This is a genomic window from Kitasatospora sp. NPDC001261, assembly GCF_042896795.1.
Taxonomy (GTDB): domain Bacteria; phylum Actinomycetota; class Actinomycetes; order Streptomycetales; family Streptomycetaceae; genus Kitasatospora.
In genome coordinates, this window is sequence record NZ_JBIAXP010000005.1 from 112,583 (window position 1) to 126,324 (window position 13,742).

1 protein-coding gene is annotated in these 13,742 nt (G+C 73.8%); it reads right to left on the minus strand.

The genetic code is table 11. From position 1 onward, the window contains the following. Positions 1-2: 2 nt before the first annotated feature. Positions 3-13,697: a type I polyketide synthase gene (locus tag ACFY4B_RS09025; RefSeq protein WP_387966995.1), complete on the minus strand. Its 13,695-nt coding sequence runs from the start codon at positions 13,695-13,697 to the stop codon at positions 3-5. Positions 13,698-13,742: the final 45 nt, after the last annotated feature.

Genomic DNA, 13,742 nt, shown 5'->3' on the forward strand with positions numbered 1-13,742 from the left:
GGTCAGTCGAAGTCCGGGTCGTCGAGCTCGTCCTCCAGGAGGGCGAACAGCTCGTCGGCGGTGGCCTCCTGCAGAGCGCGCTCGTCGGCCTCGCCCGTCCCGTCCGCCCCGGTCTCGCGGACGGCGCGGAAGCGCTGGGTCAGCGCCTCCAGGCGGGCGACGATCTCCGCGCGGGTCTCGTCGTCCGACGGGGTGAGCCCGGCGGCCAGCCGCTCGAACTCGTCCAGCACGGCCGTGTGGCCGACCAGTTCCCTCCCGGTCAGCTCGGTGATCAGGAAGTCCGCCACCGCCTCCGGGGTCGGGTGGTCGAAGACCAGCGTGGACGGCACTCGCACCCCGCACGCACTGTTCAGGCGGTTGCGGAGCTCGACGGCGGTCAGCGAGTCGAAGCCCAGCTCCCGGAACGCCCGGCTGGCGACGATCTCGTCCGCCGAGTCGTGGCCGAGGACCGCGGCGGCGTGCGTCCGCACCAGCTCCACGACGGTCCGGCGCCGCTCGGCGGCCGACAGGCCCGCCAGGCGGGCGGCGAACTCGTTGCGCTGGTCGTCCTCCGGACGGCCGGGGGCGGTGTCCTCCTGCGCCTCCGGAATGGTGTCCAGCAGCGGGCGCGGGCGGGCGGCCGTGAACACCGGAGCGAACTTCTCCCACTCGACGTCCGCCAGGGCGATGAACGTCTCGTCGTCGGCCAGGATCTCGCCGAGCGCCGTCAACGCCCGGTCGGTGTCCAGGAAGTTCATGCCCTGCCGCAGCAGCCGGTGCGGGGTCACCCGGCCGGGCGCCTGGTCCATCGCCGCGTCGACCGCGTTCCAGTCGCGGGTGTTCCAGACCCCCCAGGCGATCGACGTCCCGGGCAGGCCCCGGCCGCGACGGTCCTCGGCGAGGCCGTCCAGGAAGGAGTTGCCCGCCGCGTAGGCGCCATGGTCGTTGCTGCCCCAGGTCGCCGAGATCGAGGAGAACATCACGAACTCGTCGATGTCCAGGTCGGCCGTCGCCTCGTCCAGGTGGACGGCGCCGGCCGCCTTCGCGCCCAGTGCCGCCGCCAGGCCCTCCCGGCTGGTGTCCTCGAGTCGGGCCAGGTACGGCGTGTTCGCCGAGTGCAGGACGGTGGACAGGCCCGGGCCGGAGTCCTCGATCCACGCGACCATCGCCGTGACCTGCGCACGCTCCGTCAGGTCGCACGACACGACCTCGACGGCGGTGCCCGCACCCGCGACGGTGGCGGCCAGCGCCGCCACCCCGGGCGCCGCCGGGCCCGAACGGGAGGTCAGAACGACCCTCGGCGTGCCGTGCTCGGCAAGCCACGGGCCGACACAGACACCGATCGAGCCCGTACCGCCGGTCAGCAGGACCGTCCCCTTCGGGCTCCAGGCCCCGGCCTTGGGCCGGTGCTCCTCTGCCCGCACCAGGCGGCGCAGGAACACACCCGACGGCCGCACCGCGACCTGGTCCTCCCGGCCGTGCGCGAGCACGCCGGCCAGCCGGGCCGCCGCCTCGACGTCCACCACCGGCGGCAGGTCGACCAGGCCACCCCAGCGGTCCGCGTGCTCCAGGCCCACGGCCCGGCCCAGACCCCAGACCTGGGTCTGGATCGGGCTGGTCGTCACCTCGCCGGCGGCCACCTGCACCGCGCCGCGGGTCAGCACCCAGAGGGGAGCGGCGATCCCGGCCCGGCCCAGCCTCTGCACCAGGTCGAGGGTGTCGGCGCTGCCGCGCGGGACCCACCCGAACTCGGCGTCCGGCAACTCGTCCAGGGCCAGGAGGGACACCACGCCCTGGACATCCGCACCGGCACCGGCAATGGCCGCGTCGAGGCCCGCCAGCGTCGTCCGCACGACCTCGGCGCCACGACCCGCCAGCCCGTCGGCCACCGCACCGGCGTCCGGCGCGTCCCCGACCAGCAGCCAGGGCCCGGACAGGACCGCCGAACCGCTGATCGCGGACGGCTGCCAGGTGATCCGGTAGCGCCAGTCGTCCACCGACAGCTTCGTACGCTCCACCGCCGGGGCCTCGGGCCAGTAGCGGCGCCGCTGGAAGGCGTAGGTCGGCAGCGCGACCGCCGTGCCGGCGCCGAGCACCGCCGCCCAGTCGACGGGGGCGCCCTGGACGTACGCCTCGGCGAGCGAGGTCAGCAGGCGCTGGGCGCCGCCCTCGTCGCGGCGCAGGGTACCGACCACGACCGGGGAGCGGTCCTCCAGGCTGTCGGCGATCGCCGGGGTCAGCACCGGGTGCGGTGAGACTTCCAGGAACACGCCGTGGCCCGCGTCGCCGAGGATGCGCACCGCGCGGTCGAACTCGACGGTCTCCCGGAGGGACGCGTACCAGTAGGCCGGGTCCAGTTCGGGGCCGGACAGCCACGCGCCGGTCAGCGCGGAGACCATGGGGATGCGGGCCTCACTCGGCGTGATGCCCTGGAGAACCGAGAGGATCTCCTCGCGCAGCTCGTCCACGTGGGCGCTGTGCGAGGCGTAGTCCACCGGAATCATCCGGGCGCGCGGGGACTCCCCACAGGAGTCGGCGAGTTCGCGCAGCGCGTCCGCGTCACCGGAGACGACCGTCGCCGACGGGCCGTTCACGGCTGCGACGGAAAGGCGGGTGCCGTACGACGCGATCCTCGCCCGAACACCCGCCACCGGCTCCGCGATCGACAGCATCCCGCCACGACCAGCAAGGGCCTTCAGGGTCTTGCTCCGCAGAGCGACGACCTTCGCGGCATCGTCGAGGGAGAGAATCCCCGCGACGGCGGCCGCCGCGATCTCGCCCTGCGAGTGACCGACCACGGCGTCCGGAGCGACACCAGCCGCCTCCCACACAGCGGCGAGCGAGACCATGACGGCCCACAGCGCCGGCTGCACCACATCGGCAGCCTCGAAGCCGTGCCGGCCCGCCAGAACATCGTCCAACTGCCAGTCCGCGTACGGCGCCAGAGCCTCGGCGCACTCCGCCAACTTGGCCGCGAACACCGGCGACAACTCCGCCAACTCGCGACCCATGCCGACCCACTGGCTCCCCTGGCCGGGGAAGACGAACACCGTCCGCCCCACCCCGCCAGGAGCCACCGACCCGGTCACCACACCGGACGCGGGCTGCTTCGTCGCCACCGCCGCCAGACGCTCCGCGAGCTCGCCCCGCTCGCCGCCGAGCACGACGGCCCGGTGCTCCAGCGCCGCACGCGTCGTCGCGAGCGACCACGCGACGTCGCCGACCGGCAACTCCGGCCGCGCCAGCACGTGTTCACGCAGTCGACCCGCCTGACCCGCGAGCGCCGCAGCGCTCTGGCCGGAGACCGGCCAGGCCGACGTCCCACCGGCGAGCACCGGAAGCACCTCGGCTTCCAGCTCCTCGGCTTCGGCGTCGGGCGCCTCCTCCAGGATGAGGTGGACGTTGGTGCCGCTCACACCGAAGGCCGACACACCCGCACGGCGCGGCCGCTCGCCCGCCGGCCACCGCACCGCGTCCTGCAGCAGCCGGACGTTGCCCGTCTCCCAGTCCACGTGGGTCGACGGCTGGTCCGCGTGCAGGGTCTTCGGCAACATGCCGTTTCGCAGCGCCATCACCATCTTGATCACGCCGGTGACGCCGGCGGCGCACTGGGTGTGGCCGATGTTGGACTTCACCGATCCCAGCCACAACGGCCGGTCCTCGTACCGCTCCTGGCCGTACGTCGCCAGCAGTGCGCCCGCCTCGATCGGGTCGCCGAGCGAGGTGCCGGTGCCGTGGGCCTCGACCGCGTCGACGTCGGAGGGCGACAGCTGGGCGTTGGCCAGTGCCGCGCGGATCACCCGCCGCTGCGAGGGGCCGTTGGGCGCCGCCAGGCCGTTGGACGCACCGTCCTGGTTGGCCGCGCTCCCGCGGATCACCGCCAGCACCTGGTGGCCGTTGCGCCGGGCGTCCGAGAGACGCTCCAGCAGGACCATGCCCGCGCCCTCGCCCCAGCCGATGCCGTCGGCCTCGTCCGAGAACGCCTTCGACCGGCCGCTGGAGGCCATGCCGCCCTGGCTGCCGAACTCCATGAACGCGCCGGGCGAGACCATCACCGCGACACCGCCGGCCAGCGCCATCGAGCACTCGCCCGACCGCAGGGCGAGCATCGCCTGGTGCATCGCCACCAGGGAGGACGAGCAGGCCGTGTCCACCGTGATGGCGGGGCCGGTCAGGCCCAGGCAGTACGAGATCCGGCCCGAGGCCACGGCGGACACCGTACCGATCAGCCGGTAGCCGTCCAGGCTCCGGTCGTCGGCCGGCAGGCTCGCGTCGTAGCCGGCGTGGCTCGCACCGACGAAGACGCCGGTCGCCGAGCCGTGCAGCGACTTCGGGTCGATCCCCGCGCGCTCGATCGCCTCCCAGGACGTCTCCAGCAGCAGCCGCTGCTGCGGGTCCATCGCCAGCGCCTCACGCGGGCTGATCCCGAAGAACCCCGCGTCGAAGTCGGCCACGTCGTAGATGAATCCGCCCTGTCGGCGGTACGCCTGCCGCTGGCCGAACCCCTCCTCGACGGCTTCCCAGCCTCGGTCGGTCGGGAATTCGCTGATCGTGTCGGTCCCCGCGACGAGCAGGTCCCAGAACTGGTCGGGCCCCGTCACACCGCCCGGGTACCGGCAGCCCATGCCGACGATCGCGATCGGCTCGCCGATCGCCGCGGCCACGACCTGGACCGCGCCGGCGGCCTGGGCCGTCTGGCCGCCGGTGCCGACGAGTTCGCCCCGCAGGTAGTCCGCGAGGGCGGTGGCGTTCGGGTGGTCGAAGACCATCGTGGAGGCCAGCTTGACACCGACCTCCTTGGAGAGGCGGTTTCGCAGCTCGACGGCTCCGACGGAGTCGAAGCCCAGCTCCTTGAACGCGCGTTGCGGCAGTACGTCGTCCGCCGACTCGTGGCCGAGGACCGCGGCCGCGTGGCCCCGGACCAGGTCGGTCAGGACCTGGCGCTGCTCAGCGACCGGCATCCCGGCCAACCGGCCCGCCCACGCGCCGACTTCCTCGGTCGTCGTGGTGACGGCGGCCTCGGCGGCCAGGACCGCGCAGACCTCGGGCAGATCCGCCAGCAGACGGCTCGGCCGGTGCAGGGTGTAGGTCGGCACGAACTGCGGCCAGTCGAAGCCGGCCACCACCATCGCACCCTCACCGGCGTCCAGGACCTGGCCCAGCGCCAGCATGCCCCGGCGCCCGTCGATGCCCTCCATGCCGAACTCGCGCAACCGCTCGCCACCCGAGCCGGCCGCCATGCCGACGCCGGCCCACAGGCCCCAGGCGACCGAGGAGGCCACCAGACCACGGGAACGACGGTCCTCCACCAACGCGTCCAGGTGCGCGTTCGCCGCCGCATAGCCAGCCAGAGCGCCGCTGCCCCACACACCCGCGCCCGACGAGAACAGCACGAACGCGTCCAGGTCCCGACCCGCCGTCAACTCGTCCAGCACCGTGGCGCCGCCGACCTTCGCCGACAGCAGCCGCGACAGCTCGGCCACCGACAGCTGCTCCACCGGTGTCCTCCCGCCCGTCCCGGCCGAGTGGACCACCGACGACAGCGCCGGACCGGTCGCATCGATGCGGTCCAGGATCTCCGCCACGGAGGCGCGGTCGGCGATGTCACACGACACCACCTCGACTGCCGCACCGCGAGCCGCGATCGAGGCCGCCAACTCCGCCACACCGGCGGCACCAGGACCCGAACGGGACGTCAGCACGACCCGCGAGGCACCACGATCCGCCACCCACTGGGCGGTGATCGCACCGACGCCGCTCGTACCGCCCGTCACCAGGACCGAGCCACGCGGCGACCACGCCTCGCGGACAGCCGGACGGCCTGCGCGCACCAACCGCCGCGCCACCACCCCGCCCGCACGCACCGCGACCTGGTCCTCATCCCCGACCAGGACGGACGCCAGCCGCGCACCCGTACGCGCGTCCACCGTTGTCGGCAGGTCAATCAACCCGCCCCAGCGGCCCGCCAACTCCAGTGCCGCGACAGCGCCCAGACCCCACAGCTGCGCCTGGACCGGCCGCACCGCATCACCCGCGACGGCCCGCACCGCGCCCTGCGTGACCACCCACAGCGGGGCGGATATACCGAGCCGCCCATGCTCCTGGACCAGCGCGAGCGTGTCAGCGCCACCACGCGACACCCACGGACCCGCCTCCTCCGGCGACTCGTCCAGCGCCAGCAGCGACACCACACCCCGCAGGTCGGAGCACGCGGCCACCGCAGCGGCGACGCCGTCCGGAGCCGAGCGGACCACGGTTGCCCCGTGGTGCTCCAGCGACTCCGCGACGGCAGCGGCATCCGGGGACTCCCCCACCAGCAGCCACGTCCCGGCCAGGACCCCGTTGGCCTCGCTCACCGGCGCCCACGACACCCGGTACCGCCAATCGGCAACCGCCGAGCCGGCCCGCTCACGGCGCCGCCAGTCGGTCAGCGCACCCAGCGCGGCATCCGCCGGGTCCACCCCGAGCAGATCGGCGAGCGCGGTGACATCACCACTCTCCACGGCGGTCCAGAAACCCGCCTCCGCACCGGTGGCCTCGCCCGCTTCGGAACGGCGGCCGTCCAGTGCGGGCCAGTAGTGGCGGTGCTGGAACGCGTAGGTCGGCAGCGCGACGGTCGTACCGCCGGCCGTCACCGCCGCCCAGTCGACGGGGGCGCCCTGGACATAGGCCTCGGCGAGCGAGGTCAACAGGCGCTGCGCGCCGCCCTCGTCGCGTCGCAGCGTGCCGACCACGACCGGGGACAGCGCCTCCAGGGCGTCGCCGATCGCCGGGGTCAGCACCGGGTGCGGCGAGACCTCGAGGAACACTCCGTGGCCCGCGTCGCCGAGGATCCGCACGGCGCGGTCGAACTCCACCGTCTCGCGCAGGGACGCGTACCAGTAGGCGGGGTCCAGTTCGGGGCCCGCGAGCCACGCGCCGGTCAGCGCCGACACCATCGGGATCCGGGCCTCGGTCGGCGCGATGCCCTGGAGCACGGAGAGAATCTCCTCGCGCAGCTCGTCCACGTGGGCGCTGTGCGAGGCGTAGTCCACCGGAATCATCCGGGCACGCGGCGAATCCCCGCAGGAGTCCGCCAGTTCACGCAGCGCGTCCGCATCACCGGACACCACCGTCGCCGACGGGCCGTTCACCGCCGCGACCGACAACCGGGAACCGTACGGGGCGATCCGCGCCCGGACACCGTCCACCGGCTCGGCGATCGACAGCATCCCGCCACGACCAGCCAGCGCCTTCAGAGTCTTGCTCCGCAGAACGACGACCTTCGCCGCGTCCTCCAGCGACAGGATCCCGGCGACCGCAGCGGCAGCGATCTCACCCTGCGAGTGACCCACCACCGCATCGGGAGCGACACCCGCCGCCTCCCACACAGCGGCGAGCGACACCATTACGGCCCACAGCGCCGGCTGCACAACGTCAGCAGCCTCAAAGCCGTGCCGGCCCGCCAGAACATCATCCAACTGCCAGTCCACGTAAGGAGCGAGAGCCGCAGCACACTCGGCCAGCCGCGCCGCGAACACCGGCGAGACCTCCGCCAGCTCACGCCCCATCCCGACCCACTGGCTCCCCTGGCCGGGGAAGACGAACACCGTCCGCCCCACCCCGGCGGCCGCCACCGACCCGGTCACCACACCCGCCGCCGGCTGCCCCGTGGCCACCGCCGCGAGACCCGCCGCAAGCTCGCCCCGCTCGCCGCCCAGCACGACCGCACGCTGCTCGAACACCGATCGCGTCGTGGCCAGCGACCACGCGACGTCGCCCACCGGCAGCTCCGGCCGCGCCAGCACGTACTCGCGCAGCCGACCCGCCTGGCCCGCCAGCGCGGTCGCGCCACGACCGGAGACCGGCCAGGCCACGCCTGCCGCCCCGGTGAGTACCGGGTTCTCCTGGCCCGCCGGCTCAGCCGCCGCCTCGACGGCCGCCGGGGCCTCCTCCACGATCAGGTGGACGTTGGTGCCGCTGATGCCGAAGGCGGACACACCCGCCCGACGCGGCCGCTCGCCCGCCGGCCACTGCACCGCGTCCTGGAGCAGACGGACGTTGCCCGTCTCCCAATCGACGTGCGAGGACGGCTCATCGGCGTGCAGGGTCTTCGGCAGCACCCCGGCCCGCAACGCCAGCACCATCTTGATCACACCCGCCACACCCGCGGCCTGCTGGGCGTGCCCGATGTTCGACTTCACCGACCCCAGCCACAACGGCCGGTCCCCGTAACGCTCCTGGCCATAGGTCGCCAGCAGCGCACCCGCCTCGATCGGGTCACCCAGCTCCGTACCCGTCCCGTGCGCCTCGACCACGTCGACATCCGCGGCCGACAGCTGCGCACTCGCCAACGCCGCCCGGATGACCCGCCGTTGGGCCGGGCCGTTGGGGGCGGACAGGCCGTTGGAGGCGCCGTCCTGGTTGACGGCGCTCCCCCGGAGCACGCCGAGCACCTGGTGCCCGTTGCGGCGGGCGTCCGAGAGGCGCTCCAGCACGAGCATGCCCGCGCCCTCGCCGATGCCCATGCCGTCCGCGCCCTCGCCGAAGGCCTTGCAGCGGCCGTCGGAGGCGAGCGCCCGCAGGCGCGAGAAGCCGACGAACTCGGCCGGGTCGGCGATCACCGTCACACCGCCCGCCAGCGCCATCGAGCACTCGCCCGACCGCAGGGCCTGGCCCGCCTGGTGCAGCGCGACCAGGGACGACGAGCACGCCGTGTCGACGGTCACCGCGGGCCCGTTCAGGCCCAGCGTGTACGACACCCGGCCGGAGAGCACGCTCAGCGCGTTGCCGGTGATCAGGTGCGCCTCGGCTCCCGGGACGGTGGCGCCCGTCGCGATGTAGCCCGACGACGCCGCGCCGATGAACACGCCGGTCGCGGAGCCGTGCAGCGACTTCGGGTCGATGCCGGCCCGCTCGACGGCCTCCCAGGAGGTCTCCAGCAGCAGCCGCTGCTGCGGGTCCATCGCCATCGCCTCGCGCGGGCTGATCCCGAAGAACCCGGCGTCGAACTCCGCGGCCCCGCTGAGGAATCCGCCCTCCACGACGTAGGTCGAGCCCTCGGCGTCGGGGTCGGGGTCGAACAGCGCCTCGATGTCCCAGCCGCGGTCGGCCGGGAACGCGCCGATCGCGTCCCCGCCCGCGACCAGGAGGTCCCACAGCTCCTCGGGTGTCCGGACGCCGCCCGGGTAACGGCAGGCCATACCGACGATCGCGATCGGATCGGTCGACACCGCCACCGCCGCCGTCACGGCCTGGCCCTCGTCCGCGTCCGTGCCGAACAGCGCGGCCAGGATCTCGTCCGCCAGCGCCGAGGCGCTCGGGTGGTCGAAGATCACCGTGGACGGCAGCCGCAGGCCGCACGCGGTGTTCAGGCGGTTGCGGAGCTCGACGGCGGTCAGCGAGTCGAAGCCCAGCTCCCGGAACGCCCGGCTGGCCACGATCTCGTCCACCGACTCGTGGCCCAGCACCGTGGCCGCGTGCGTCCGCACCAGTTCGGTGACCGTCCGGCGCCGCTCGGCCGCCGACAGGCCGGCCAGCTGGAGCTCGAAGTCACCGCGCTCGTCCTCGTCACGACGGACCGTCGTGTCCTCCTGGGCCTCCGGAATGGTGTCCAGCAGCGGGCGCGGCCGCGCGGCCGTGAAGACCGGCGCGAACTTCTCCCACTCGACGTCCGCGAGGGCGATGAAGGTCTCGTCGTCGGCCAGGATCTCGCCGAGCGCGGTCAGCGCCCGCTGGGTGTCGAGGAAGTTCATGCCCTGCCGCAGCAGCCGGTGCGGGGTGACGCGACCGGGAGCCTGGTCCATCGCCGCGTCGACGGCGTCCCAGTCGCGGGTGTTCCACACGCCCCACGCGATCGAGGTCCCGGGCAGGCCGCGGGCGCGACGGTCCTCGGCGAGGCCGTCCAGGAAGGAGTTGCCGGCCGCGTAGGCGGCGTGGTCGTTGCTGCCCCACGTGGCGGAGATCGACGAGAAGAGGACGAACTCGTCGATGCCCAGGTGCGCCGTCGCCTCGTCCAGGTGGACGGCGCCGGCCGCCTTCGCGCCGACCGCGACGGCCAGCTCCTCCCGGCTGGTGTCCTCCACCCGGGCCAGGATCGGCGCGTTGGCGGAGTGCAGGACGGTGGAGAGGCCGGGGCCGGTGTCCTCGATCCACGCGACCATCGCCGTGACCTGCGCACGCTCCGTCAGGTCGCAGCTGACGACCTCGACGGCCGAGCCGCCGTTCGCCACGGCGGCGGCCAGCGCCGCCACGCCGTGCGCCGACGGGCCGGACCGGGAGGTCAGAACCACCCTCGGCGCGCGGTGCTCGGCAAGCCAGGGGCCGATGCAGACGCCGATCGACCCCGTACCGCCGGTCAGCAGGACAGTGCCGCGCGGCGACCAGTCAGCCGACTCGACGCGCCGGGCCTCGGCCCGCACCAGACGGCGCAGGAACACACCCGACGGCCGCACCGCGACCTGGTCCTCACTGCCGTCCGCGAACACACCGACCAGACGAGCGGCCGCATCGGCGTCCACCACCGGCGGCAGGTCGAGCAGGCCGCCCCAGCGGTCCGCGTGCTCCAGGCCGACCGTACGGCCGAGACCCCAGACCTGCGTCTGCACCGGGCTGGTCGTCACCTCGTCGGCGGCGACCTGCACCGCGCCACGGGTCAGCACCCAGAGGGGAGCGGTGGTCCCGGCCCGGCCCAACCTCTGGACCAGGTCGAGGGTGTCCGCGCTGCCCCGGGACAGCCACGCGAACTCGGCGTCCGGCGACTCGTCGAGCGCCAGGAGCGACACCACACCGCGCACGTCCCCGCCCGCTCCTGCGATGGCCTCGTCGAGGCCCGCGAGCGTCGTCCGCACCGCCTCGGCGCCACGCGCCGTCAGCGCCTCGGCGATCGTGGCCGCGTCGGGGGCGTCGCCGACGACCAGCCAGGTGCCGGACAGGTCCGCCGGGCCGCTCGCGGCAGAGGGCTGCCAGGTGATGCGGTAGCGCCAGTCGTCCACCGACAGCTTCGCGCGCTCCACCGCCGGGGCCTCGGGCCAGTAACGGCGCCGCTGGAACGCGTAGGTCGGCAGCGCGACGGTCGTCCCGTCGCCGAGCACCGCCGCCCAGTCGACGGGGGCGCCCTGAACGTAGGCCTCGGCGAGCGAGGTCAGCAGGCGCTGGGCGCCGCCCTCGTCGCGCCGCAGGGTGCCTGCGACCACCGGGGAGCGGTCCTCCAGGCTGTCGGCGATCGCCGGGGTCAGCACCGGGTGCGGGGAGACCTCCAGGAACACGCCGTGTCCCGCGTCGCCGAGGATCCGCACGGCGCGGTCGAACTCCACCGTCTCGCGGAGCGACGCGTACCAGTAGGCGGGGTCCAGTTCGGGGCCCGCGAGCCATGCACCGGTCAGCGCGGAGATCATCGGGACCTGCGCCTCACGAGGCCGGATCCCGTCGAGGACGGTCAGGATCTCCTCGCGCAGCTCGTCCACGTGCGCGCTGTGGGACGCGTAGTCGACCGGGATCATCCGGGCACGCGGCGAATCCCCGCACGCCTCGGCGAGTTCACGCAGCGCGTCGGCGTCGCCGGAAACCACCGTCGCCGACGGGCCGTTCACGGCCGCGACGGAAAGGCGGGTGCCGTACGGGGCGATCCGCGCCCGGACACCGTCCACCGGCTCGGCGATCGACAGCATCCCGCCGCGCCCGGCCAGCACCTTCAGGGTCTTGCTCCGCAGAGCCACCACCTTGGCGGCGTCATCGAGGGACAGGATCCCCGCGACGGCCGCAGCGGCGATCTCACCCTGCGAGTGACCCAGCACCGCGTCCGGAGCGACACCAGCCGCCTGCCATACCGCAGCGAGCGAGACCATCACGGCCCACAGTGCCGGCTGCACGACATCAGCGGCTTCGAAACCGTGGCGCCCCGCCAGGACATCGCCCAACTGCCAGTCCACATAAGGCGCCAGAGCCTCGGCACACTCCGCCAGCCGCGCCGCGAACACCGGCGAGGCCTCCGCCAGCTCACGCCCCATCCCGACCCACTGGCTGCCCTGACCGGGGAAGACGAACACCGTCCGCCCCACCCCGGCGGCCGCCACCGACCCCGTGACCACACCCGCCGCCGGCTGCCCGGTGGCGACAGCCGTCAGCCCCGCCGCCAGCTCGTTACGCTCGCCACCGAGCACGACCGCCCGGTGCTCCAGTGCCGCACGCGTCGTCGCGAGCGACCACGCCACATCGCGGACCGACAACTCCGGCCGCTCCGCGACGTGTTCACGCAGCCGACCCGCCTGACCGGCGAGCGCCGCCACGCTGCGACCGGAGACCGGCCAGGCCACACCCGCCGCCCCGGTGAGCACCGGGCTCTCCTGGCCCGCCGGCTCAGCCGCCGCCTCGACGGCCGCCGGGGCCTCCTCCACGATCAGGTGGACGTTCGTCCCGCTCACACCGAACGCCGACACACCCGCACGCCGCGGCCGCTCGCCCGCCGGCCACGCCACCGGTTCGCTCAGCAGCCGCACATTCCCGGACGTCCAGTCCACGTGCGAGGACGGCTCCTCGGCGAACAGCGTCTTCGGCAGCACCTCGTGCCGCAGCGCCATCACCATCTTGATCACACCGGCCACACCGGCCGCGCACTGCGAGTGCCCGATGTTGGACTTCACCGACCCCAGCCACAACGGCCGGTCCTCGTAACGCTCCTGGCCGTACGTGGCCAGCAGCGCGCCGGCCTCGATCGGGTCACCGAGCGTCGTACCCGTGCCGTGGGCCTCCACCGCGTCCACGTCGGAGGGCGACAGCTGCGCGTTGGCCAGCGCCGCGCGGATCACCCGCCGCTGCGAGGGGCCGTTCGGCGCGGACAGGCCGTTCGACGCGCCGTCCTGGTTCGCCGCGCTCCCGCGGATCACCGCCAGCACCTGGTGGCCATTGCGGCGCGCGTCGGACAGGCGCTCCAGCAGCACCATGCCCGCGCCCTCGCCCCAGCCGATCCCGTCGGCCTCCTCCGAGAACGCCTTCGACCGGCCGCTCGACGCCATACCGCCCTGACGCCCGAACTCCATGAACGCACCCGGCGACACCATCACCGCCACGCCGCCGGCCAGCGCCATCGAGCACTCGCCCGACCGCAGCGCCAGGATCGCCTGGTGCATCGCCACCAGCGACGACGAGCACGCCGTGTCCACCGTCACCGCCGGACCGGTCAGACCCAGGCAGTACGAGATCCGACCCGACGCCACGGACGACACCGTACCGATCAGCCGGTAGCCGTCCAGGCTGGCGTCCTCGACGGGCAGGCTGGCCTCGTAACCGGCGTGGCTCGCACCGACGAAGACGCCGGTCGCCGAGCCGTGCAGCGACCGCGGGTCGATCCCCGCGCGCTCGATCGCCTCCCACGAGGTCTCCAGCAGCAGCCGCTGCTGCGGGTCCATCGCCAACGCCTCACGCGGACTGATCCCGAAGAACCCCGCGTCGAAGTCGGCCACGTCGTAGACGAATCCGCCCTGCCGGCGGTATCCGCCCTGGTTGTCGAACGCCTCCCAGCCGCGGTCGGACGGGAACCCGCCCACCGCGTCGACGCCGTCGGCCACCAGGTTCCAGAACTCCTCGGGACCGACCGCCCCGCCCGGGTACCGGCACCCCATGCCCACGATCGCGATCGGCTCGCGGGCGCCGGACTCCAGCTCCTTGACCCGCTCACGGGTTTCGAAGTGCTCGGCGGCCAGCTTCCTCAAAGCGTCGAGCAGCTGCTTCTCATCGGCCATCGTGGGTCCTCCTCGACGTCGTCTTGATCTGAGCACCGGAGATCA

Bases quoted from the DNA above. Each gene is read 5' to 3' on its own strand.
- ACFY4B_RS09025 (WP_387966995.1), bottom strand. From the start codon at position 13,697: ATGGCCGATGAGAAGCAGCTGCTCGACGCTTTGAGGAAGCTGGCCGCC.